Source organism: Nocardiopsis oceani, assembly GCF_054777395.1.
In genome coordinates this window covers 56569-78972 of record NZ_BAAHAR010000019.1, presented here as the reverse complement: position 1 = coordinate 78972, position 22404 = coordinate 56569, and the positions used below count along the sequence as shown (strand labels likewise).

The 22404-nt window shown below is 67.9% G+C and carries 20 protein-coding genes and 1 pseudogene; 10 read left to right on the top strand and 11 right to left on the bottom strand.

Features of this window, described 5'->3' with window-relative positions:
- Window positions 1–561: 561 nt before the first annotated feature.
- Window positions 562–2226: a family 2 glycosyl transferase gene (locus ACYVDG_RS12975; RefSeq protein WP_460750449.1), complete on the bottom strand. Its 1665-nt coding sequence runs from the start codon at window positions 2224–2226 to the stop codon at window positions 562–564.
- Window positions 2227–2878: 652 nt separating this feature from the next.
- Between ACYVDG_RS12975 and ACYVDG_RS12970 the strand changes: the two genes are divergently transcribed.
- Complete coding sequence (locus ACYVDG_RS12970; RefSeq protein ID WP_460750445.1) at window positions 2879–3328, top strand: ATP-binding protein; 450 nt, start codon at window positions 2879–2881, stop codon at window positions 3326–3328.
- 81 nt (window positions 3329–3409) lie between these two features.
- Here the strand turns inward: ACYVDG_RS12970 and ACYVDG_RS12965 are convergent, their stop codons facing one another.
- From ACYVDG_RS12965 to ACYVDG_RS12955, 3 genes are all read right to left on the bottom strand, one after another.
- A complete protein-coding gene (locus ACYVDG_RS12965) occupies window positions 3410–3577 on the bottom strand; it encodes a hypothetical protein (RefSeq protein ID WP_460750442.1) in 168 nt (55 codons plus the stop codon).
- Window positions 3578–3738: 161 nt separating this feature from the next.
- Window positions 3739–4839: an SLAC1 family transporter gene (locus ACYVDG_RS12960; protein WP_460750439.1), complete on the bottom strand. Its 1101-nt coding sequence runs from the start codon at window positions 4837–4839 to the stop codon at window positions 3739–3741.
- A gap of 398 nt (window positions 4840–5237) precedes the next feature.
- Window positions 5238–5870, bottom strand: coding sequence for a MerR family transcriptional regulator (locus tag ACYVDG_RS12955; protein WP_460750436.1), 633 nt, complete (start codon window positions 5868–5870; stop codon window positions 5238–5240).
- Window positions 5871–5965: 95 nt separating this feature from the next.
- On the opposite strand from ACYVDG_RS12955, the gene ACYVDG_RS12950 reads away from it, so the two are divergent.
- Window positions 5966–6469 (top strand): DUF4188 domain-containing protein, encoded by a 504-nt coding sequence (locus ACYVDG_RS12950; RefSeq protein WP_460750433.1) that lies wholly within the window; start codon window positions 5966–5968, stop codon window positions 6467–6469.
- 82 nt (window positions 6470–6551) lie between these two features.
- Window positions 6552–7367, top strand: coding sequence for an SDR family NAD(P)-dependent oxidoreductase (locus tag ACYVDG_RS12945; RefSeq protein ID WP_460750428.1), 816 nt, complete (start codon window positions 6552–6554; stop codon window positions 7365–7367).
- Window positions 7368–7568: 201 nt separating this feature from the next.
- Here the strand turns inward: ACYVDG_RS12945 and ACYVDG_RS12940 are convergent, their stop codons facing one another.
- Together ACYVDG_RS12940 and cmtR are read right to left on the bottom strand one after the other, a co-directional pair.
- Window positions 7569–10883, bottom strand: a complete 3315-nt coding sequence (locus ACYVDG_RS12940) for an efflux RND transporter permease subunit (RefSeq protein WP_460750608.1) — start codon at window positions 10881–10883, stop codon at window positions 7569–7571.
- A 662-nt stretch (window positions 10884–11545) separates the two neighbouring features.
- Window positions 11546–11887 carry a Cd(II)/Pb(II)-sensing metalloregulatory transcriptional regulator CmtR gene (cmtR, locus tag ACYVDG_RS12935; protein WP_460750422.1) on the bottom strand — a complete coding sequence of 114 codons (342 nt, stop codon included), beginning with the start codon at window positions 11885–11887 and terminating at the stop codon, window positions 11546–11548.
- A gap of 142 nt (window positions 11888–12029) precedes the next feature.
- On the opposite strand from cmtR, the gene ACYVDG_RS12930 reads away from it, so the two are divergent.
- From ACYVDG_RS12930 to ACYVDG_RS12910, 5 genes are all read left to right on the top strand, one after another.
- Window positions 12030–12941, top strand: coding sequence for a cation diffusion facilitator family transporter (locus ACYVDG_RS12930; protein WP_460750418.1), 912 nt, complete (start codon window positions 12030–12032; stop codon window positions 12939–12941).
- A gap of 147 nt (window positions 12942–13088) precedes the next feature.
- Window positions 13089–14465 carry a TrkH family potassium uptake protein gene (locus ACYVDG_RS12925; protein ID WP_460750415.1) on the top strand — a complete coding sequence of 459 codons (1377 nt, stop codon included), beginning with the start codon at window positions 13089–13091 and terminating at the stop codon, window positions 14463–14465.
- A 65-nt stretch (window positions 14466–14530) separates the two neighbouring features.
- The gene (locus ACYVDG_RS12920; RefSeq protein WP_460750412.1) at window positions 14531–15202 is read left to right on the top strand and encodes a potassium channel family protein; all 672 of its coding nucleotides are present in this window, start codon (window positions 14531–14533) and stop codon (window positions 15200–15202) included.
- Between the two features lie 146 nt (window positions 15203–15348).
- The gene (locus ACYVDG_RS12915) at window positions 15349–16380 is read left to right on the top strand and encodes a metal ABC transporter substrate-binding protein (protein ID WP_460750409.1); all 1032 of its coding nucleotides are present in this window, start codon (window positions 15349–15351) and stop codon (window positions 16378–16380) included.
- 347 nt (window positions 16381–16727) lie between these two features.
- Complete coding sequence (locus tag ACYVDG_RS12910; RefSeq protein WP_460750406.1) at window positions 16728–16961, top strand: DUF397 domain-containing protein; 234 nt, start codon at window positions 16728–16730, stop codon at window positions 16959–16961.
- A gap of 429 nt (window positions 16962–17390) precedes the next feature.
- Here ACYVDG_RS12910 and ACYVDG_RS12905 read toward each other — a convergent pair whose 3' ends face one another.
- Both ACYVDG_RS12905 and ACYVDG_RS12900 read right to left on the bottom strand, forming a co-directional pair.
- Window positions 17391–18227 carry a helix-turn-helix domain-containing protein gene (locus ACYVDG_RS12905; protein ID WP_460750403.1) on the bottom strand — a complete coding sequence of 279 codons (837 nt, stop codon included), beginning with the start codon at window positions 18225–18227 and terminating at the stop codon, window positions 17391–17393.
- Between the two features lie 267 nt (window positions 18228–18494).
- Window positions 18495–18992 carry an ATP-binding protein gene (locus tag ACYVDG_RS12900; RefSeq protein WP_460750399.1) on the bottom strand — a complete coding sequence of 166 codons (498 nt, stop codon included), beginning with the start codon at window positions 18990–18992 and terminating at the stop codon, window positions 18495–18497.
- A 321-nt stretch (window positions 18993–19313) separates the two neighbouring features.
- Here ACYVDG_RS12900 and fabG point away from each other — a divergent pair, with 321 nt between their 5' ends.
- Window positions 19314–20072 (top strand): 3-oxoacyl-ACP reductase FabG, encoded by a 759-nt coding sequence (gene fabG / locus ACYVDG_RS12895; RefSeq protein WP_460750396.1) that lies wholly within the window; start codon window positions 19314–19316, stop codon window positions 20070–20072.
- 61 nt (window positions 20073–20133) lie between these two features.
- Here the strand turns inward: fabG and ACYVDG_RS12890 are convergent, their stop codons facing one another.
- Together ACYVDG_RS12890 and ACYVDG_RS12885 are read right to left on the bottom strand one after the other, a co-directional pair.
- Entirely contained in the window at window positions 20134–20442 is a 309-nt protein-coding gene (locus ACYVDG_RS12890; protein ID WP_460750391.1) for a helix-turn-helix domain-containing protein, read from the bottom strand.
- 125 nt (window positions 20443–20567) lie between these two features.
- Window positions 20568–20648, bottom strand: a pseudogene (locus ACYVDG_RS12885) (type II toxin-antitoxin system RelE/ParE family toxin); the annotation flags it as partial.
- A 326-nt stretch (window positions 20649–20974) separates the two neighbouring features.
- Here ACYVDG_RS12885 and ACYVDG_RS12880 point away from each other — a divergent pair.
- Window positions 20975–21373, top strand: coding sequence for a VOC family protein (locus ACYVDG_RS12880; protein WP_460750388.1), 399 nt, complete (start codon window positions 20975–20977; stop codon window positions 21371–21373).
- Between the two features lie 16 nt (window positions 21374–21389).
- On the opposite strand, the gene ACYVDG_RS12875 is transcribed toward ACYVDG_RS12880, so the two are convergent.
- Window positions 21390–22373, bottom strand: coding sequence for a serine hydrolase (locus ACYVDG_RS12875; RefSeq protein WP_460750385.1), 984 nt, complete (start codon window positions 22371–22373; stop codon window positions 21390–21392).
- Between the last annotated feature and the right edge of the window lie 31 nt (window positions 22374–22404).

Genomic DNA, 22404 nt, shown 5'->3' with positions numbered 1-22404 from the left:
CGCTCGATATGTGGTTGCGAGTCGCAGTTACTGAGGAACGTCCCGAGGCGGACAGGGGACCGCCGCACCCGGGTGGCCTCAACCCAGGACTGCTAACGGTCTCCGCCACCACGAGGATTACTCCCAGTGACCGTCGAAACACACGTTCTACCCGTTCACGATCCGTGACCGGAATGCCAAGAGTCTGCGGGATCACTAGACACTTGCCGGTAACCGACACATCAAGAAAGGACAACGGTGGCAATTTAGACAGGAACCACTGACCCATTGTCAAGATTACACTATCTGTAACGGATGAACAGCATGGTGTAATGATACAGCGCTGACCTGCGCGATTGCACTCTTCGGGAGGCAACCGGGTAAACGTCGTTTACCATGCCTTGACACTTTTCGGCGAAGTCGACCCCGGTTCGCAACACGCACGAAACACACACCCCATCGGGGAGCAACCAGAGCCAAGGAAGCTTCCTGCGAGCGTTAGCCCCGGGCATAAACTCCGCCACCCTAAAACCTCGCCAGCCCCATCCCCACCTCCAGCTCCATGACTATGAGTAACCATTGTTAACGCTCGCTAACGAGCGGAGGCGACTCCTGCTTACGGCAGGAATTGCCGACATCCCCTGCTACCTGGATGGACTCCCGTGACGTGGCCAGCACCGGCGGCCTGGGACGGGGAACCAACGGGGCCAGCGAACCGGCCTTCGCCATGCCCCACCACGTCCCCAACGAACGGGCCGCGTCCCCGGCGGCGGCCAGGCCCGCCCACCCCACCGGGCCCACCACGGCCGCGCCGTGCCGACGCGGCCAAGAGAGCAGATGCGGCACCGTCAGCACAGCGCCCGCCGCCAAGGCCCAGCGCGCCGCTGACCCACCGCGACCCGTCCGGGCAACACGGCTCACCTGGGCGCCACCGCCCGATGGAGCACCGCGCCCCGCCCGGGTGCCGCGCACTCCGGCCACCGCACCGCCCGCGGCCACCGCCGCCAGCACGGGCCACCACGTCGTCCGGGCCACGCGCGCCACGGCCCCGGCCGTATGCACCAGGTCGACGGCCGCAGGCCGGGCCGCGTCCGCCACCGGGACATCCGCCCCGCGCACCAGCGTCCGAACCGTCACCGCCGCCCCGGCGGCGCCCACCGCCAGGCCCGACCACGGACGCCCGCACAGCGCCAGCCCCAGGCCCACCGCGGCGAGCGGGGCGAGTTCGGGTCCGGCCGCCAGGCGCCCCTGCCTGCTGGCCAGCGGACCTGCCGAGGCACCGGCGTCGAAACGGGTGCGCAGGTAGGCGCCGAACTTGTACGGCATCGGCGTCCGGATGCGGCAGCGCGGCTCGTACCGCACCGACCAGCCCTCCTCGGCCCGCCGCCACAACAGCTCCAGCTCCGCCCCAGCCCCCAGGGACGGGTCGAGGTCGGCGGTCCCCCGGCGCACGATCAGCGCGGACACGGGCTCCACAGGCTCTCGGGAGAGGTGTTCGTTGGGCGGCCCCGGCTGGCCGCGTCCGTAGTGCCCGTGCCCCCAGGGCAGGATCGGCGCCGGGTCGCCGCCCCGGTCGGCACTGAAGGCCGCGAGGGCGGCGACCGCCATCCCGAGGTGACCGCAGCGCTGGCGCGCGGGAAGGACCCGGGGCACCACTGCGGCAACGCCGGGGTCGGCGAAATGGCCGAGCGCGGCGTCGAGCCAGCCGGGGCCGGGCAGCGCGCCCGGCTCCACGAGCGCCACGAACTCGGCCGGACAGGACCTGAGCGCCACCGCACGGGCCTGTGGGCCGCTGTGCGAGCCTCCTGGTGAGCCACCGGGCGGGCCGCTGACCACCCGGAGACCGCGCTGACGGGCCAGCTGGGCGGCCGGGCCGGTGGCACCGGCCACGAGCGGTTCCAGGTGCGGGTGTTCCGCCGCGATCAGGTCCAGGGTGACGGCGAGTTCCCCGGGCGTGGACTGCCCCACGACGGCGATCCCGACGTCGGCACCCGGTGCTGCGGGAACCGGACGCGGGTGGGCGAGCCCGGCCTCTACGAGCTCGCGCGCGAGCACGCGCTCGCTGTGGTGCTCGGGACGGGCACCGCTGAGCCACCGGATGACGGTACTGACAGCGGACGGCGAAAGGCGCAGGGCACGCGGCGGGGAGCCGCCGACGAGCACGTGGCCCTCGTCGGTGAGCCTGACGGCACGGTCGATCTCGACGCCGTGGCCCATGGGCAGGGGGTCGGGGGTGGGCGAGGCCATGCCGTACACCTTGTCGGGTGACCCAGGACACGCGCAAGACCGGATAAACGGGTAAAATCCAGTCAACCTTCACCAAATCGTTATCATCGGCGAAGGCTCCTCAGGGGCGCGCATCCTCCCCGATATCCGTGCCCGGGCGGGCTTCCCAGCCCCATTGACGCCCTCTTTATCCAGCTCAGACAGGGTTAGTCTGTCCGGATGAGGTCGACTGGGTCCCCAAGGAGGCACGGAGCGTATGCTGATCGCGACTAGGCCCTTCAGTGTCGTAGGGCACACACCACACCAGACATGACCTTCCCCCACGGCCTTCCCCCCGGCCCCACCCCAGTCCAGTGGGAAGCCCCGCGGCTTCTCCACCACCGCACGTCGCCACCCTCGTACCGCACCCCCAGCGATACCGAGCGGCTTCCCTCCCTGCTCCAGGGGACTTCGCACCGCGTGTCCACACCGCGCCGTGACCCGTACCGGGCATGGACGCCTCGAGGGCCAGGCGCCAGTTCAGCCCTGCCCTCGTACACACATCCCCGGGGAGTGAACCCACATGTGTGAGACCGCAGCCTCCAGATCCGCGCCAGCCGCCAGTCCCGCGCCGCCAGGCGGGACCCGGACGACGCCGGCCCCTCTCCACCGTCCCCAACGCCCGGCCAGTCCCATGGAAGAGTCCAGCAGCATTCCGAACAACCCCGACACCGCCCCCAGAGCGGCGCGCAGACGCTTCCCTGGCCTGCCCAGCCAGATCGCCTATGCGCGAAGATTCGTCGCCCGCCAATTGGGTGACTCACCAGAGGCCACCACGGCGACGCTGTTGACCAGCGAACTCGCGACCAATGCCGTCACCCACAGCGCTTCGGGCCGTGCCACCGGAAAGTTCGAGGTGTGCGTGCACCACGCGCCCGGCTGGGCGCGGGTGGAGGTCCGGGACCTCGGCAGCACGACGGAAGCACCCCAACCCCAGCACCGGGACCCCTATGACACGGCCGAACACGGCCGGGGCCTGGATCTGGTCGAGGCGCTCTCCTGTAAATGGGGCACGGAACCACGACGAGACGGCCGGGGCCGCCAGGTGTGGTTCGAACTCGTGTGGGACGACGGCCGGTCCTAGGTCGTGTTCCGCTGAACACTGCCCTGAACGGGACGGGCCGGCCATGGTCCGTGCGTCGACGGGTCGGGGCGTTCCCCGGCTCTACTCCTCGGAGGCAGCCGGGGCGGCGGGCTTGTCGTCGTCGTCGTCGGTGGCGGGCAGTTTGTAGCGCTCGTAGAGTTCGCGCGCGTAGTCCTTGGCCTCCTGGGACGGCTCGTCACCGAGTTCGTCCCGCACGAGGTCTTCCAAGCTCTTCTTCGAATCATCCATGAGATGCAGCCTGCCTGGAGTGCGCGGATAGCACAAATCGGCACTCCGGTCACACACGGGAACGGTCCCGAATCCCCCGCATTGCGGCCCTTTCCGCCGGTCCCGTCCGCCCACGCGCCCGGGCGTGTCGCGAGCTCCCCTTGGCGCGCCGATCGGCCTGTTCAAGGCTGCACTTGGTATCGCGGGTCGTACGGACCCATCGCTCTTCGCTTCCTCGCGGCGCGGACGGGTGCGACGACCAGTGTTGCGGAGACGACGCCCAGGAACACCAAGGTCGCCGCGATCAGGAGCGACCAGGACAGGAGATCAGCGGCCGGAGCAGAGACGCCGTGGGTGACGCGCGTGACGAGGTTGGTTCCCGTGGCTGCCGGGAACACGAATGCCCAGTAACCCATGGTGATGGGAGCGCGAACCAACGAGGGGATAAGGGCCAGCACGGTGGTGGCTGTCATGGCGGTGGCACCCAGGAAGATCCAGGTGAAGGTGTCGACTTGTCCGTCACGGACGACGAGCCAGGCCACTCCGGCGGCCGCGGGTGTGACGACGAGCACAGACAGCACGGGCAGCGCTTCGCGGTCGAGAGGTGTCCCGTTGATGAGACGGGAAAAGATCAACGAGCCCATGATCAGCCAGAAGAAGACGGCGCCGCCGAACGTGGTCAGCGCGAGGGCAGGGTGACCGAGGCTGGTCAGGCCGATCGAGGCGATAAACGGCCCGGTCGCCACCGGCATGATGTAGCCGGGGTGGAGGGCGTCGGCACCGAGTTCCGCGGTCAGCCAATGAGCCGTCAGCACCGCGAACAGCACCACCAGGGCCGCGGTGGAAGGCCAGATGATCCACGGGCCGATCCCTGGCAGGTGCTCCGTGTAGTGGACGGCCAGGAGGATGGGAACGATGGGAACGTAGGTGATGAGCGGACCGGTCACCGGGTGGTGCAGCTCTGAGCGGAGGCTTCCTGGACCCGTTGCCACGCCGAGGGCGTAGGAAGCGGTGAACACTACCCACACGAGTGCTGATGCGGCATAGAACCCCTCACCCACCCATACGGGCGCTTGCATGAGGTCGGCGCTGACGGACCAGGCGCCGCCGAGCCCGACCAGGCCAAGGGGTATCGAAAACCACTCGATCCGCACGCCCGTGAACCGCGCGCCGCGACCGGCGCCGGGAAGGGCGGGCCGCTCTCTACCTGCAGTACCTGCAGTCATCGATCCCCCGATCGGTTCTTTCACGGGTAATGCGAAGACACCGACAGGCGGCCGCACTCGGGCCACCTGGAGCTCTTGCACTCGAGACAGCGCAGCACCGCTACACGGTGCGCAGAACAGGGGCCCAGTCCCGAACAGCCACGGGTCGACCGTCGTACCACCGGAAACACCGCGTGCCCCGGCCGTACAGGTGCGCCACCGGGCCCGCCCGGATGTCTTGCGCGTGATTGCCGTCCTGCATTGGATAGCAACACTCTCTAGATTAGATCGCGGCACTATCCAAATCAAGGGGTCCAGGTGACGCGCCGAAAACGCCTCATCCGATGAGGGCGTACCGGTCGCGGACACCGTGCTCCATCCGAAGGGGACCCGCCTCCGCGGGACAGCGGACACCGGCCCCGTGCCCTGCGGAGCGCCTTCCTCATGGAGTCATGGCATCCGAACGCGGTGAGCTCTCACGAGGAAGTGTCGGCGCCGAGCCCGTCCTGCGACGGGAAGCGCTGGACCGTGGAGATCTGTTGCGCCATGCGGCGCAGGGCCAGGAGCAGGGGTTCGGCCAACGCCGTGCCCAGCACCACGTACCGGACGGCCTCCTCGGGGTTCCCGTCGACCGGTATGTTCGCCGCGTCGGCTTCCGCGATGATCCGAATCGCCTCCAGGTAGGCGGTCATCACTTCCGGGGCGACCTCGAACCCGGCCCGGCGCAGGGTGTCGAGGGACCTCGCCACATCCTCCAGGCACTCGGGCTCGCACATCCCGGGCTGCCAACCGAGCCGTTGCGCCAGTTCTTCCGCGTCGGAGAAGTCGATATCGCCCCGGCTCTGAGGCACGACCACCGCGTGCGCGGCTCCGACCAGATCGGACAGGTTGTCCGGCGGATCGTCCAGCGTGGCGACGACCTTCCGCACGCCCGCGACACCCACTCCCGCATCGACCAACGCACGGATGACCCTGAGCCGTTGCACGTGCGCTTCGCTGTAGGTGGCGCGCGTGGCCGACGTGCGCACCCCTTCCGGCAGCAAGCCCTCACGCAGGTAGTACTTGATCGTCGAGACCGGCACACCGGACGTGGCCGACAACTCCGCCATGAGCATCCTGACACCCCCTTGCATTGGAGCGTACCCCTATCTAATATAAGATAGTGTCACTATCGAAAGCGTCAGTATCTAACTGGAGGGCGACGATGGCCAAGATCATCCCCGGACGGGTCACACACGAGTACACGGGAGAGCTGGTGGTGTTCCACATCGGCGCGAGGCTCAACAAGTGGTGGCGCCCGGACCTGTGGATGCCGGTCGTGGGCGCCATGCGGGGGATGCTGACCGAACTCTCCGAAGACCCCGACTCCGGGATGCTCGGCTACGAACTGCTGATCAACCAGAACGGGCCCTATGTCGTTCAGTACTGGTCCTCGCTCGACAAGCTCTACGCCTACGCCTCCGCCCAGTCGCTGAGCCACCGGCCGGCCTGGACGAAGTTCAACGCCATGGCGCGCAAGAACCCCGAAGCGGTCGGAATCTGGCACGAGACCTTCATCGTCGAGCGGGCCGAGAGCATGTACGTGGGAACCCCGCCCATGGGGCTGCCCGGAGCGACGAAGATCCGGCCCGTGGAGAAGCACCACCACAGGGCCCGCGCACGCCTGGCCGACGGCGCCACCGAGCTGCCCAAGGACCCGCCGCAATGACGTCCCGCCGCCTGACAGTCGAGTTCGGCGGCACAGCAGCGACCCCGATCGACAACCCTTAACAGCAGACAAGGATCCGCACATGTCGCACCACTCAGCAGCACCCCTGGACAACCGCATCGCCCTCGTGACCGGAGCCGGCCGCCCCCGAGGAATCGGGCGCGGCATCGCCCTGGCCCTCGCCGACGCCGGCGCCGATGTCGTGGTCACCGACATCGCCCCGGCCCGCACCGACCTGGAAGAATCCGCCCAGCTCGTACGCGAGCGCGGCCGGAGGTCGATCCCGATCGTCCTCGACGTCACAGACGGCCAGGCCGTCAATGCCGCCATCGAGCAGGTGCGCGACGAGTTCGGAACCGTGGAAGTGCTGGTGAACAACGCGGGCACAGGACTCGGTGCCGGACCGTTCCTGGAACTCACCGACGAGGACCTCGCCACCTCCTGGCAGGTCAACGTCCTCGGGCAGGTCCGCATGGCCCGCGCGGTCATACCCGGGATGACGGAGCTGGGCCGCGGCTCGATCGTCAACGTCGCCTCGACCATGGGCCTGGCCGCGGCCGGCGGGTACGGCGGATACGTCCTGGCCAAACACGCGGTCGTCGGATTGACCCGGCTCCTGGCACACGAATTCGGGCCTGCGGGCGTGCGCACCAATGCCGTGGCACCGGGCTACATCTCCACCGACATGGGTGAGGCCGAACTCGAGCTCACCTCGGACCGGCTCGGCATCGACAAGCAGAGCGCGCTGGACGCGATGCTGTCGGAGATTCCCCTCGGAAGGGTCGGAAATCCCAACGACGTCGGCACGGCCGTCGCCTGGCTCGCCAGCGAGAACGCCGGTTTCGTCAATGGAACGGTCGTGCCCGTCTCCGGAGGACAACCGGCAGGGCTGAACTAGCTGACCGCACGTGACGGGAACGCTTATACCGGCCCCTGCGAAATGGTGGGCCCCTGGGGCCCAGGAGATGCCGTTGCGGGAGTGCGTTCTGCAAGGGTTGGCCAGAGCAGTGCCCCTGATCTCCTGGCAAGACAAAGGGCGCCCCGCACGGAAACTCTCCCGTACGGGGCGCCCTCTCTTGTCCGACTGCGGAGCGGCGACCTACCGGTTGTCGGCGGGCTCCTCCGTGGGTCCCTCGGCGGACTCCTCAGAGCCGCGGTTCTCCTCCGAGTCACCCTTGTTCTCGGCGTTCTCGCCGTGCTTGGCGGGCACTTCGCCCGCCTCGCCCTCGGCGACACTGCCGTTGCTCGGCGCCTTGGCCCCCGCACCGGCCTCCGCCTTGGCCCGGCGCTTGGCGCGGCGCCGTTCGTAGCGGGCCTCGGCCTTGGCCTCGCGCTTCTGGCGACGCACCTCCACCAGCTGGTAGAGGACCGGGACCAGGATCAGGGTCAGCAGGGTCGAGGTGACCAGACCACCGATCACCACGAGGGCGACCGGGGCGGAGACGAACGCTCCACCGCCGGCCAGGCCCGTGGCCATCGGGATGAGCGCGGCGATGGTACCGACCGCGGTCATCAGGATGGGCCGCAGACGGTGCCTGGAACCCTCCACGATCGCCTCGCTGAGGCCCATCCCCTTCTTCCGGTTCTGGTTGATCAGGTCCATCAGCACGATCGCGTTGGTGATCACGATGCCGATGAGCATCAGCATGCCGATCAGGGCCGCGGCACCGATCGGGGTACCGGTCAGCATCAGCAGACCCAGCGAACCGGTGGCGGCGAACGGGATCGAGATGAGCAGCATGAGCGGCTGCATCAGGCTCTTGAACGTCGCGACCATGATCAGGTAGCAGATGACGATCGCGGCGAGCATCGCCAGACCCAGCTGGACGAAGCCCTCCGTCTGCTCCTGGCTGACACCGCCGAGGCTGGCGGTGGCGCCCGAGGGCAGGTCGACCGTGTTCAGGACCTCGGTGATCTCGGCACTGACCGCACCGAGGTCGGAGGCGGTCGGGTTGGCCGACACCGTGGTGCTGGTGACGCCGTCGATGCGGGTGAGCTCCGGCGGCTGTTCGACCTCGGTGACGTCGGCGACCTCGGAGAGCTCGATCTCCTCACCGGCGGGCGTCATGAGCGGGAGCTCCTCGAGCTCCGCCACGGTCTCCGGTGCGTCCTCGACCAGGATGACCACGTCGCGGCTGATGTCGTCGATGGTGGCCTCGCCGACGTTCTCACCGTTGAAGGCCGCGGCGACCGTCTGGCCGACCATCGCCTCACTCAGACCCTGCTCGGCGGCCTCCTCACCGTCGACGTGGACCTCGAGCGAGGCCTGCGACTCGGCGATGTCACTGGTGACGTCGTCCGCGCCGTCGATCTCGCGCAGCTCGTCCTCGACGATCCCGGCGGCGTCGGCCAGGGTGCCCTGGTCCTCGGCGGTCACCTGGACCTCGATACCCGAGCCGCCCATGCCGCCCATGGCGTCCAGTCGGGGCTCGTGCTCGGTGTCGAGGTCGGCGAACGTGTCCCGCAGGACGTCGCGGTTGCGCAGCTGGTCGGTGTCCGGGTCGGCCGTGATCGTGTAGTCGATCTGGTCGCTGGCCCCGCCGCCCATCATCGGGTTGCCGCCGACGTTGACCTGGTAGGTGTCGATCCAGGCCATGCCGGCCAGGGCTTCCTCGACCTTCTCGGCCTCGGTGTCCGCGGCGGCCAGCGACGTGCCCGGCTCCAGCTCCTGGATGGCCGTGTAGGTGTTCTCCTCAGCCTCGCCCATCCAGTCGGTCTCGGAGTTGGCGGCCATGGCGACGGTGCCGCCCACGATCGCCAGTGAGGCGGCCAGGGTGACCACCGTGGCGGTCTTGCGCTTGGTGGTGATCCAGCGAATGATCGGCAGGTAGGCGCGCTGCAGCGGGGTGCGCATCTCGCGCTTGTAGGCCTCGCGCTGGATCTCCTCGCGGCTGGCGTCACCGACCTCGGCGGGCCGCAGGAACCAGTAGCACAGGACCGGCGTGATGGTCAGGGCGACGAGCAGCGAACCCGCGAGGGCGAGGCTGCTGGTCACGGCGAAGGGCATGAAGATCTCGCCGACCATGCCGCCGACGAACGCCAGCGGGAGGAACACGGCGATCGTGGCGAAGGACGAGGAGGCCACGGCCGTGGCGACCTCGCGGACACCGTCCTTGACGGCGGTCATCCGCTCCTTGCCGTACCCCATGTGTCTTCGGATGTTCTCCAGCACAACGATGGAGTCGTCCACCACCCGGCCGATCGCGATGGTGATCGCCGCCAGGGTGAGCATGTTCAGGGTGAACCCGAAGCCCGCCATGCCGATGAAGGCCACGAGGACCGACACCGGGATGGACACCGCCACCACCAAGGTGGAGCGGATGGACAGGAGGAAGACCAGGATCACGATGACCGAGGCGACCAGACCGTAACCGCCGGCCTCGAACATGTCCGTGATCGAGTCGTTGATGAAGGGCGCCTGGTCGAAGACCACGGCGAGGTTGATGTCGTCACCCAGGAGCTCGGACTGCTGGTCGAGCACGTCCTGGACGCCGTCGGAGACCTCGACGGTGTTGCCGTCGGGGGTCGCCATGATCGTGAGGGCGACACTGGGGTCGCCGTCGAGGCGCGCGATGGTGGAAGCGTCCTCGGTCACCATCTCGACCTCGGCGACCTCGGAGATCTGCACCGGGCTGGGCGCGGGGGCCGGGGGCGCCCCCGGCATCTCGGCGGACTCGTCCACACCCTGCGAGGGCTGGATCCACAGGTCCTCGATCTCCTCGAGGGAGGTGAGCTGGTCGCCGGTGGTAACGCTCAGGCTGCGGCCGTCGTCGTCGATGGAACCGCCGGCCATGAGCAGGCCGCTGGACTCCAGCGTGTCGGACAGGTCCTGGGTGCTGAGCCCTTCGTCCGCGAGGTCGTCCTCGTCCGGGGTGATCTCGACCCGCTCTTCGGGGACACCGCTCAGTTCGGCCGAACGCACACCCTCGACCGACTCCAGTTCGGGGATGAGGATGTTCTCGATGCTGGAGGCCATCGCCTGCTGGTCACCGTTCTCGGTGCTGGCGGCGAGGAGCATCACCGGCATCATGTCCATGCTCATGGCCATGACGGAGACGTCGGCGTCCTCGGGGAGCATCCCGTCGATCTGGTCGACGGCGACCTGCGCCTCGCGGACCAGTGCGTCCTGGTCGCGGCCGTAGTCGAACTCCGCCATGATCTGCGCCGAACCGGTGCTGGAGGTGGAGTTGATCGAGTCGACGCCCTCCACACCCTGCACGGCCTGTTCAAGGGGCTCGGTGAGCTGCCCCTCGACCACCTGCGGAGTAGCGCCTTCGTACTGAGCCGAGACCATCACCATCGGGAGGGACATCTCGGGGAAGAGCTCACGCTTGGCGGAGGAGGCGGCGAAGACGCCGAAGAACAGTACGGCCAAAGTGATGAGGAGGACCAGTGCCCGGTTTCCGAGCGACATGACCGATAGCCGGTTCACGCGTTCGTCCCTTCCGCATGGTGGGTGACGATCCCGTGCGGGGATCTCGGTCGCCCAAGGGCCGTTGTGGCCAGTCTGGACATGAGAGGTGCTCGCTCCTAGCTCGCCGTGTGTGGGACGGCCGGACCGGGAGGTGCGCCGTTCGTCGCCGAACGCGCACTCACTGGCTCGGTCTCGGCACCGATCCGCGAGGACGTGGGTGGGGGATGCGGTGTGCATCCGCGGGATACGGGCCCTCGGAAAGGGGCAGGCATCCGCCGGGCGCACCACTCACCATACGTCGCGTTATATCGGAACTTGGGCCGATCCTGGCCGGTTCAGGGAACTCTCAGGGTCCTGTCAGCCTTCTGTCAGGGTCGAACCCAACCAAAGTTAGGGACGCTTTCCACGTTTCGGGGATTCCCCCACCTGAAGTGGCCCTTCACATCCCCCGAATGCCCCACCCCCTGTAACGGACATCACACACCCTGTTTTCGGATTCCCAGAAAGGGACACGGGAGGTGAGCACGAAGAGCACTCCCTCACTTCCCCGGGGTGACCAGACTGCCCCCCAGGGGACGCAGTGACACCTCGCGCCACGGGAGCGCCGGCCGGAGGTCCGCGGAGGTCGGTTACGGCCCTCCGCAACGGCGCGGCGCGATGACTCAGACAACCGGGGACTGCTCCCCTGGGGCCTCAAGGGGATCGTGGGGCTGGGCAGTACCCCACACCACCTGAAGGAGGTCCTCCAGGGCGTGGGCGAGGGAGGCGTCGACCAGTTCATAGCTGACCTGGCGCCCCTTGGCGTGAGTGAACACCAAGCCGCAGTCGCGAAGGCAGGCAAGGTGGTTGGACACGTTCTGCCTGGTCAGGCCGAGCCGGTCGGCGAGTCCAGCGGGGTAGTCGGGCCCCTCGAGCAGGGCCAGCAGCAGGCGGCACCGAGTGGGGTCGGACAGTGCGCGCCCGAGGCGCTGGATGGCGGCGAGGCGCTGCTCGGAGGTCAACATGAAAATCATTGTACATCGTTTGCTGTATAGACAGCACGGGCTGTATAAACAGTGGTAGCTGTATAGACAGCGTTGGCTGAACTATTTGGCGAGCAGCATCCCGAGAGATGCGATCGCAGCATCCCGAGACGCAGGGGGAACGATGGGTGCGGGACACGACCACGGCGCGGTCACCGCCGGAGCCGCCAACAAGAAGAAGTTGGCGCTGGTCCTGGGCATGATGCTCGTTGTAGCCGTCGTCCAGGTGACGGGCGCCGCTTACACCGGCAGCCTCGCCCTGCTGGCCGACGCGGCTCACACGATCACCGACTCCTTCGGGATCGCCCTGGCCCTGGCCGCCGTGTGGATCGCGAGCAAGCCCGCCACCAGCAAGCGCACCTTCGGCTACCAGCGCGCCGAGATCCTCGCCGCCGCGGTCAACGCGATCGTGCTCTTCGTGCTGTGCGGGTACATCGTGATGGAAGCGGTCGACCGGTTCCGCGAACCCGCCGAGGTCTTCGGGCCCGGCATGGTCGCCGTCGCGGGCTTCGGCCTGGTGATGAACATCGTGGGGTTGCTCATCCTGCGCTCCGGCGCCAAGGAGAGCCTCAACGTCAAGGCCGCCTACTTGGAGGTCATGACCGACGCGCTCGGCTCGGTGGCCGTGATCATCGGCGGCCTGATCGTGTGGCTCACCGGCTGGCAGCAGGCCGACACCCTCGTCTCCCTGGGCATCGCCGCGATCATCGTGCCCCGCGCGTGGTCGCTGTTGAAGGAGGCCGTGCACATCCTGCTGGAGGCCACCCCGAAGGGGATGGACCTGGCCGAGGTCCGCGAACACCTCATGAACCACCCCGCGGTCATCGACGTCCACGACCTGCACGCCTGGACCATCACGTCCGGCGTCCCGGTGATGTCCGCGCACGTGGTGGTGGCCGAAGAGGACCTCCAGGACACCGGGATGATGCTGGACCAACTGCACGAATGCCTCACCGGACACTTCGACGTGGAGCACTCCACCCTGCAGCTGGAGCCGCCGGGGCACGCCGACCACGAGGGCGCCCGACACCCCTAGGGGTACTGCGATGATCTTGCCCCTGTCTCCCCCGGCCGCCGAGGGTGGAGCTGAGGGCAAGATCATCGGTGATGGGACCGGCGGGGATCCGTGCTCTGGCCAGGTCCTTTTGACAGAATCGTGCGGGTCCCCGAGCGAGGAGCGTCCGTGGCACTCCCCCGCCGCCTGCGATCGGAATGGCGCACCGCCCGCGAGTCCCGGGCCTGGCACAAACCCGCGCGGGTCTTCCTCCTGGTCTTCGTCACCGTCGACCTCGTCGGCGCGGCCCTCCTCACGACCCCGCTGGCCACCGCGGACGGCCAAGGGCTCCCCTTCGAACAGGCCTTCTTCACCGCGACCTCGGCACTGTCCGTGTGCGGGCTCAGCGTGATCACGATCGGGGGCGACCTCAGCGGGTTCGGCCAGGGTGTGGTCCTGGCGCTGGTCCAGGCTGGCGGCATGGGGATCATGACCCTGGCCTCACTGCTGGGTACCGCCGTGATCCACCGCTTCGGACTCCGGATGCAGCTCAACGTGCAGGCCGAGGTCCGCACACTGTGGGTCGGCGACGTACGCGGCCTGGTGAGCCGGGTACTGAAGGTCTTCCTCCTCCTCCAAGGCATCACCTTCCTCCTGATCACGCCGAGGATGTGGCTGGCCTACGACCTCTCCTTCTGGCAGGCCGTCCACTCCGGCTTCTTCCACGCGATCACGGCCTTCAACAACGCCGGACTGTCCCTGTACCAGGACAGCTTCGTGCGCTTCTCCGGCGACGGGTTCATCCTGTTCCCCGTGGCCTTCGCGATGATCCTCGGCGGGATCGGCTTCCCCGTGCTGCTGGAACTCCGCCGCCAGCTGCGCGGCCCGCACCGGTGGACCCTGCACACCAAGCTCACCGTCACCACCTCCGCCATCCTCTTCGCCGCGGGTGCCCTGCTGGTCACCTCGATGGAGTGGAACAACCCGGACACCCTCGGCCAGCTGCACTGGTGGGCGCGGATCACCGACGGGTTCTTCCACGGGGTGATGCCGCGCAGCGGCGGCCTCAACGCCGTGCACACCGGCGAGATGCGGGACTCCACCCTGCTGGTGACGATCATGCTGATGTTCGTCGGCAACGGCAGCGCCGGAACCGCGGGCGGCATCAAGGTCGCCACCCTCGCCGTCCTCTTCCTGGTCGTGCTCGCCGAGGTCCGCGGGCACGACAAGGTGCACGTCTTCGGGCGGCAGCTGCCCTCCGAGGTGATCCGGCAGTCACTGAGCCTGGTGTTCCTGTCCGCGACGGTGGTCGCCGGGGCCACCCTGCTCATGCTGCACGCCACCAGGTTCGACCTCATGCCGGTCATGTTCGAGGTGGTGTCCGCGTTCGGCGTGGTGGGACTGTCCACCGGCATCACCCCGGAGCTCGCACCGTGGAACCAGTACCTGTTGGCGGTGCTGATGGTGGCCGGGCGGATCGGCCCCATCACCTTCGTGACCGCGCTGGCCTTCCGCGACCGGCACCGCCGGTACGAGCTCGCCGAAGCGCGGCCGATCATCGGATGAGCACACTCCGGCCCGCGCGCACCCGCCCCCGTCCCGCCAGCACCAGTCCTTGAGGAGGCACCCGCATGGCACACCGCGACCGAGCGGACGACCGGCGCGTCCTGGTCATCGGCCTGGGCCGGTTCGGCAGTTCGCTCGCCCTGGAACTGGTCAGCCAGGGGTGGGAGGTCCTGGGCATCGACTCCCACCCGCGCCTGGTGCAGACCTACGCGGACGCGCTCACCCACACCGTCGTCGCCGACGCCACCGACGAGGAGGCGCTGAGACAGGTCGGCGCGGCCCAGTTCGCCCGGGCCGTCGTGGCGATCGGCACCCATCTCGAGGAGAGCATCCTGACGACCTCCCTCCTCGTGGACATGGGTGTGGCCACGATCTGGGCGAAGGCGACCAGCCGTCGGCACGGTCGCATCCTGGAACAGGTCGGCGCCCACCACGTGGTGCTCCCGGAACACGACATGGGCGAGCGTGTGGCGCACCTGCTGTCCGGCCGGATCCTGGACTACGTGGAGCTGGAGGCGGGCTTCGCGCTCGGCAAGACCCGCGCCCCCGCAGCGATGGTCGGCCGTACTCTGCGCGAGACACGGGTCCGGCAGAGGTACGGGGTCACGGTGGTTTCAGTGAAACGGGCGGGGGCGCCCTTCACCTACGCGACCCAGGAGACGGTCCTGCACAAGGGCGACATCATCGTGGTGGTGGGGCGCACGGACGACGTGGAGCGGTTCGCGGAAAGCGGCTGAGGGGAGTGGCCGAGGCCCGGCCGGAGGAGGGCCGGGGGCGACCGGAGGAGGGCCGAAGGGCTGGAAACACCCCGGCGGAAGATCAGCGCACCTCAGGCATAGTGGACAAATTGACAACCGTTTTCATTTTCCCGATGATGGTGTGCATGCGAACTGCCACCGTGCGAGCCGCCGCCCTCGGCGCCGCGACCATCATGATCGTCTCCGGGTGCGGGAGTGACGGAGGAGGTGAGGCCGACGACAACGGGGTCTCTCCTGCCGAAGCCGACCTCACCCTCGTCACCGGTGTCTACCCCCTGGAATGGCTGGCCCAGGAGATCGGCGGGGACAGCGTCGCCGTCGTCCAGCTGACCGAACCCGGTGCCGAGCCGCACGACCTCGAACTGACCGGCCGACAGATCGGCGAGGTCAGCGAGGCCGACCTCGCCTTCTACGTCGAAGGGCTGCAGCCCGCGGTCGACGAGGCGGTCGAGCAGGAGGCCTCCGACAGCGCGCTCAACGTCGCCGACATCGTCGATCTCATCCCCGCGGACGACGACCACGGTCACGACCACGACGATGACCATGGCCACGAGGACGACCACGACCATGATCACGAGGACGAGGACGAGGACGACGGCCACGCGGAGGACGACGGACACGACCACGACCACGGCGACTACGACCCCCACTTCTGGCTCGACGTCGAGCTCATGACGGAGACCGCCGAGGCCCTCGCCGACGAGCTCTCCGAGATCAACCCCGACGGCGCCGACCTCTACCAGGAGGGGGCCGAACAGGTCACGGGTGACCTGGCGTCCATCGGCGAGGACTACGAGGACGGCCTGGCTTCCTGCGAGCACAACGAGGTGGTCGTCGGGCACACCGCCTTCACCTACCTCACCGAGAACTACGGTCTGGAGCAGATCGGGGTCAGCGGGGTCGACCCCGAGACGGAGCCGTCTCCGGCCCAGATCGCGGAGATCACCGACGTCGTCAGCGAGCGCGACATCACCACGATCTTCACCGAGCCGCTGATGCCCGACGCCACAGCGGACACCATCGCGGCCGAGACCGGAGCCGAGGTGGATGTACTCGACCCGCTCGAGGGCGTCACCGACGATTCGCCCGGCGACGACTACCCGTCGATCATGCGCGGCAACCTCGACGCACTCACTACGGCGCTCGCCTGCGAGTAACCCCCGAACCACCCCCGGACTGCGCCCTACGGTCACCTTTCCGACCCGCGCACACGGCCCCGCCGACCCCGTCGGCGGGGCCGTTTCCGTACCACGGCCAAACGCCCGTAGGACCTTCGGACAAGAACGATTTAAGGCCGGTCGAACCCCCTCTGAACAGGGACGATGAGAGATCGGATGAGCCGGCGAGCGGGGCTCCGATTACATGGCGCTTACATACTTCCAAACCCCCGGACAAGTGGCCATCGTCACGCTATGCTCGTGAGAGTGAGAGTGCCGATGCACGTGCAAGTGACAGTGCATCAGCACGCACGTCCCCTCAGTTGACGTCAAGGAGCTAGACGATTATGACCGTAAACAACGGCATCCGAGCGACCGATCTGACCGAAGCCGCCTGGCAGAAGGCCAAACGCAGCAACTCGCAGGGCGCCTGTGTCGAGATGGCCCGACTGAACGACGGCTCGATCGCCGTACGCAACTCGCGCTTCCCGACCGGACCCGCCCTGGTCTACACCCAGGAGGAGATCGACTGCCTCATCCTGGGCGCCAAGGACGGCGACTTCGACAACCTGCTCGGTTAGAGCGACTTCACCGACCGGGCCTTGAGCGCCTGGCCCGCGCGTCGGCGCGGGAAACACGATCCGGGGCACCGTCCCGAAGCCCGCTGGGAGAACGCGCCCCTGGGGCGGCGCGTTCTCCGCGGCCTGGTACGCCTTATCCTGCTCTCTCCCAGGCCGCAGGGGCTAGGAAAAACGGGGGCTCCGTCCACCGCGGACGGAGCCCCCGCCTGTCCCTGGGGCCCGAAGACCCGGGGACCCGCAAGACTGGGACCCGTAGAACTGTGCCTGGAACCTGCGGTGTCCAGCTCCCCCAGCCCCCGGAAGGCAGCCGCGAAAGCCGACGGGCCCGCCGCGGCAGGCCCTGCGCTCCCCTTCCGGGGTTTCACTCTGCTCCGGTCCGCGGTTCCCCTCCACCGGACCCCGTACTTCTACCCGTACTGCTAGTCGCCGCTACTCGTCATCGAGGTCCTTCAGCATGCCCTTGAGCATGGAGAGGGTCTCGTCAGGGGTGGCGGCCGAAACGCTGAGCCTGGTCATGGCCTTGGTGTAGGCCTCGACCACACCGGGACGGTCCACGATCTCCCCGTCAGTGAGCTGCTCCAGGTAGAGGATGTCGGAGAGCTCGAAGGCGGAGTAGCGCAGCAGTGTGAACGAACCGGCCTCCGCGGCGTGGGCGCCCACCTCGAAGGGGACGATCTGGAGGGTGATGTTCTCGAAGGTCTCGCACAGGTGGATCAGGTGGCTCAGCTGGCCACGCATGATCTCCTTGCCCTTCTCTTTACCCCCGATGGGACGGCGCACGGCGGCCTCGTCGAGGATGATCCACATCCGCTTGCCGTGTTCGAGGTTCTTCTGTCTCTGCAGTCTGGCCTTGATCCGCTGCTCGGTGACCAGGTCCGTCTCGACGCCTCCGGAGATGATCTCGCGCGCGTACTCCTCGGTCTGCAGCAGACCCGGGACGAACTGGGACTCGTAGATACGAATGTGGTCAGCCGCCTCCTCGAAGCCCACATAGCGGATGAACCACTTGTGCAGGGCGTCGCCGTACTCCTTCCACCAACCCGGTTTGTTGGATTCGGAGGCGAGATCCCTGAATTGCTTCAGCAGCTTGCGGTCGGTGACCCCGTACATCCTCAGGAGGTCCTCGATATCGCGGGTCTTGAATCCGACTCTGCCGAGTTCCATACGGCTGATCTTGGACGCCGACGCGCGAATCTTCTCCCCCGCGGCTTCACGTGTGATGCCGCAGCGCTCCCGGTGCTTGCGCAGCTGGTGCCCGAGGAGCATGCGACGCACGGTGGGGCCGCTCCCCTGCCGCAATTGAGCGATATCCACGTTCGCCGCCTCTCTGTCATTCTCCGAACAAGGGTATCGGGTCGCCCGGCCCCCTTTGCCGCGCGGTCAGGACACTACACGTACACGGTATAGCCAGTGCCTCGTTCCGCTCACAGAGTGACCTCATGCACCCCTCCTGCCCTCCCAGGGGCGGATCACGCACCGGTGGCCCCGCTGGCGACCGGTGAAGCGCCCGACAACGGACCCCCTGTCATCGAGTCACACGAATTGCGCCCAAACGAACTTTCCACCGGTCGGAGTGGGAATCACACCCCACTCTCGCGCGAAAGCGCTCACCAGGGCAAGCCCTCTGCCACCCTCCATGGTGGGATCGGCTTCCGTTCTGCGCGGCAAGTGATCTCCCCCATCGCGAACGGCACAGATGAATTCACCGCCGCTGCGCATGAGCGAGAGCTGAATACCCGACTCGCTCTGCCTGGTCAAGGCCAGGGGGCCGCCATGCCGGACCGCATTGGTGACCAATTCGGAAACAACCACCACGACATCATCCGACAAGTACTCCATCCGCCATTCAAGGAGCAGAGCAGCCGAAATCTCGCGAGCGGCACCCACAGCCCGGGGACGGGGCTCGAAGGTCCACGTGACCGCGTCGTGCCGGTCTCCGCAGACAGGGGTGTTCCAACGGCGCGACCCGTGCGTCAGGACCCTGAGCCACCAAGCACCGGCCGGCTCTGCCACCGCCTCCGCACACTCCATGCCCTTCAACTCCTCACTGACGCGCCGTGTACCGGGCCGAAGACAGATAGGGGAAGGCTCGTGCTGCTGCACGGCCCGAATGCACGTGCATCTCGGTCTTGCTGGCAATCGTAGGCCACACCCCGCCAAACTGCAGGCAAACGGTGACACAGGGCCGAAACCTTTGCGCCCGCGCAGGTGAGCGGGGATGGAAAAGTGCGGAATCGGCGCGGCCCCGCACCTGTACCGAGTGCGGCGAAGCACCCCCGGCCACGTACCGACCGGTAGGCATGCCGATAGTATTCGCTCGCGCCCACCTCGTGAATTGATGGAGGTAACACCATGTCCCCAACGCCTCGTGTGGCGATCGTGACCGGCGCGGCCCGCGGCATCGGCGCCGCGACAGCCGAGCGGCTGGCCCGTGAGGGCCGCGCCGTCGCCGTCGTGGACCTGAAGGAGTCCGACGCCCAAGAGGTCGTGGACCGCATCACGGCCGACGGTGGCAAGGCCATCGCGGTGGGCTGCGACGTCTCCGACGCCGACCAGGTGACCGCCGCCGTCGACACCGTCGCCGAGCGGCTCGGCCCACCCGCCATCCTCGTCAACAACGCGGGGGTGCTCCGCGACAACCTCCTGTTCAAGATGTCCCCGGACGACTGGGACACCGTCATGAACGTCCACATGCGGGGTTCGTTCCTGATGAGCAAGGCGGCCCAGGCCCACATGACCCCCAACAAGTGGGGCCGGATCGTGAACCTGTCCAGCTCTTCCGCGCTGGGCAACCGCGGCCAGGCCAACTACTCGGCGGCCAAGGCCGGTCTGCAGGGCTTCACCAAGACGCTCGCGATCGAGCTGGGCAAGTTCGGCGTCACCTGCAACGCGATCGCCCCCGGTTTCATCGAGACCGCCATGACCCGCGCGACCGCCGAGCGGATCGGCATCGACTACGAGGACATGAAGGCCTTCAAGGCTGGCGAGATCCCGGTGCAGCGCGCCGGCTACCCGGAGGACATCGCGAACGCCGTCGCGTTCTTCACCGGTGAGGACGCCGGCTTCGTGTCCGGCCAGGTCCTGTACGTCGCCGGCGGGCCGCTGGACTAGCGTCGCCACGCTCTTGGCCGTCCCGTCCGGAACCCCAGCAGTTCCGGGCGGGACACGCGTATCAGGCCGCGTGCGGTTCGAACCAGACCGAGTCCAGGTCGTGGCCCGCACTAAGCCTGACGTCGGCGTTCAAAGCGGCGGCCAGGAGGCGGAGCAGGGCTACAGTCGGCTCGGTTCCGCCTTCCTCGATGCACTCGATATCGTCAGGCTGCATGCCAGCTCGTGAGGACAGATCCTCCACGGACAGCCCGAGTTCCCGGCGGCGGTCGTAGAGCGCCTTGCCGAACGCCAGGGACTCCCGGATCGCGATCCGATCCGGGTCATCGTTCGAGGGCTCAGGCCGCACCCAGCGCGTGTGGTAGCCAGCCATGATCGCTGCCTTTCGTAGGACTCGACCCCCGGACCGTGATGCAGTTCCGCGCACACCTTCTGTGCCCGAACTGCACGGTCGATCTGCCGTTGATCATGCTGCTTCGTCTTACGGAAGACCGTGAGAAGCACGATCCTCCGGTCGGAAGTACACCAATACGTTACTCGGACCGCGACATCTCTCAACCTAAGGCGCAGTTCCCACACGGGACCGTCCAGGTGGTCAGACCACGGCCCTCCCAGCCGGGGCCCTTCTCCGCCAGGAGTCCAGCAACCTCGTCCACCCGCTTGAAATCAGTCTCGCTGAGACTGTCGAGCCAGTCACGGACCTCTGGCTCTATCTCGAAGTCGTACAACCAGCGCACTCTGGATCCCCCTCAGTCTGAACGCGGCAACCCTAGCCGTGTACCAACCGAGTCGGTGGCTGATTCGTCGATTCGGTCAGCGGACGACTCTGACGGAACGGGTCTTGGTGCGCCGGAATGTCGGTGGCTGTGCGTAGGGTCGTGCCCCCACACGATGAGGAGCCCTATATGGCACTGCGCTGGTACACCACCGTGATCGAGGCCCGCGACCACCGCGCTCTGGGCTCCTGGTGGGCCCGGGCTATCGGCTGGGACATCCGCTTCGACACCGAGGAAGAGGTCGTGCTGGTCCCGCCGTGGGCCGGGGAGCTCGGACCGAAGCTGCCCTTCCACCAGGTACCGCCGGGACTGGTGTTCGTGCCCGTCGAACACGACAAGGGCGCCAAGAACCGGCTGCACCTGGACTTCGCCCCGCACGTGGACGACGACCGGGACGCCGAGATCGAGCGGCTGCTCGCCATGGGCGCCACCCGGGTGGACGTGGGCCAGACCGGCGAGCACCCCTGGGATGTGCTGGCCGACCCCGACGGCAACGAGTTCTGCGTCCTGTCCTCCCGCGAGGAGTGACCGCCTCTGGCACCCGTCAGCGGACGGAGACCGTGCTGTCGTCGTGTTCGCCGGAGTCCTCGATGGTTTCGGTGACCTCGGCGACCAGCTCTTCCAGGAGCGCGACCCCGCCGGAGTAGTCGGGGTGGTGATCGGAGAAGACCGCCACCAGGTACTCCCGGTCGTGGCCGCTGACGTAGCCGACGCTGTTGACCGTCCACAGGCCGCCGTTGTTGTCGCGCGGGGTCCAGCCGTTCTTGAGGCCGACGGTGTCCTCCGGCTCGGCCGCGGCGGACACCCCCCAGGCCTGCTCGGGGGCGACGGACTCCATGAGCTCGCGGACGTAGGCGCGGTCTCCGTCGGACAGCGGTCCCTCGCCGGTGTACAGGGCCCGCAGCAGGCGGATCTGGTCGGCGGGAGTGGTCATCGTGGAGCCCCACACACCGGTCGGGTTGGGTTCGGTACGGGTGAAACCCAGGTTCTCCGAGTGCCGGAGGAACCCGTCAGTGAAGCCCATCCGCTCGTAGAGGCCGTCCGTGACCTCGTTGTCGCTGAACCGGATCATCTGCTCGGCCTGGGCGCGCTCCCCGGAGGTGAGGTCGCGGTCCTCCTCGTCGGCGCGCATGAGGAGCATGGTGAGGACGGTCAGCTTGGCCACGCTCGCGGTGGGGAAGCGCTGCTCCGCGTTGTGGCTGAAGGTGGTCCCGGTACGCAGGTCCTGGACCGCGATGCCGAATTCCACTTCGGGCGCGACTTCTACGGCCTCGATCCGCTCGGTGAGGGCGGCGCGCTTCTCGGGCGGCAGGGCGGTACCGCCCTGGGCGGGGGAGGTGACCGGGGCGAAGGGGATCAGGGGCAGGTAGGTGTGTGAGGTCAGCTGGTCGAGGAAGTCCGTGTCAGGGGGCAGGGACGCGACGGTCGCCGAGGTCGCCCCGGGAAGGGCGAAGGCCATGAACAACGCGATGAGGCTCGCCATCGCGAGCGACCAGACTCGTCGGTCGGCGGAGAGACGCCGGGTCACGCGATCACCGGTTCGTTGGCACCGTGGGGGA

What these genes read in the sequence shown, in the direction of transcription:
- ACYVDG_RS12975 (WP_460750449.1), bottom strand. Translation starts at nt 2,226, where the DNA reads ATGGCCTCGCCCACCCCCGACCCCCTGCCCATGGGCCACGGCGTCGAG.
- ACYVDG_RS12970 (WP_460750445.1), top strand. Translation starts at nt 2,879, where the DNA reads ATGGAAGAGTCCAGCAGCATTCCGAACAACCCCGACACCGCCCCCAGA.
- ACYVDG_RS12965 (WP_460750442.1), bottom strand. Translation starts at nt 3,577, where the DNA reads ATGGATGATTCGAAGAAGAGCTTGGAAGACCTCGTGCGGGACGAACTC.
- ACYVDG_RS12955 (WP_460750436.1), bottom strand. Translation starts at nt 5,870, where the DNA reads ATGGCGGAGTTGTCGGCCACGTCCGGTGTGCCGGTCTCGACGATCAAG.
- ACYVDG_RS12950 (WP_460750433.1), top strand. Translation starts at nt 5,966, where the DNA reads ATGGCCAAGATCATCCCCGGACGGGTCACACACGAGTACACGGGAGAG.
- ACYVDG_RS12945 (WP_460750428.1), top strand. Translation starts at nt 6,552, where the DNA reads ATGTCGCACCACTCAGCAGCACCCCTGGACAACCGCATCGCCCTCGTG.
- ACYVDG_RS12940 (WP_460750608.1), bottom strand. Translation starts at nt 10,883, where the DNA reads ATGTCGCTCGGAAACCGGGCACTGGTCCTCCTCATCACTTTGGCCGTA.
- cmtR (WP_460750422.1), bottom strand. Translation starts at nt 11,887, where the DNA reads ATGTTGACCTCCGAGCAGCGCCTCGCCGCCATCCAGCGCCTCGGGCGC.
- ACYVDG_RS12930 (WP_460750418.1), top strand. Translation starts at nt 12,030, where the DNA reads ATGGGTGCGGGACACGACCACGGCGCGGTCACCGCCGGAGCCGCCAAC.
- ACYVDG_RS12920 (WP_460750412.1), top strand. Translation starts at nt 14,531, where the DNA reads ATGGCACACCGCGACCGAGCGGACGACCGGCGCGTCCTGGTCATCGGC.
- ACYVDG_RS12915 (WP_460750409.1), top strand. Translation starts at nt 15,349, where the DNA reads ATGCGAACTGCCACCGTGCGAGCCGCCGCCCTCGGCGCCGCGACCATC.
- ACYVDG_RS12910 (WP_460750406.1), top strand. Translation starts at nt 16,728, where the DNA reads ATGACCGTAAACAACGGCATCCGAGCGACCGATCTGACCGAAGCCGCC.
- ACYVDG_RS12905 (WP_460750403.1), bottom strand. Translation starts at nt 18,227, where the DNA reads ATGCTCCTCGGGCACCAGCTGCGCAAGCACCGGGAGCGCTGCGGCATC.
- ACYVDG_RS12900 (WP_460750399.1), bottom strand. Translation starts at nt 18,992, where the DNA reads ATGGAGTGTGCGGAGGCGGTGGCAGAGCCGGCCGGTGCTTGGTGGCTC.
- fabG (WP_460750396.1), top strand. Translation starts at nt 19,314, where the DNA reads ATGTCCCCAACGCCTCGTGTGGCGATCGTGACCGGCGCGGCCCGCGGC.
- ACYVDG_RS12890 (WP_460750391.1), bottom strand. Translation starts at nt 20,442, where the DNA reads ATGGCTGGCTACCACACGCGCTGGGTGCGGCCTGAGCCCTCGAACGAT.
- ACYVDG_RS12880 (WP_460750388.1), top strand. Translation starts at nt 20,975, where the DNA reads ATGGCACTGCGCTGGTACACCACCGTGATCGAGGCCCGCGACCACCGC.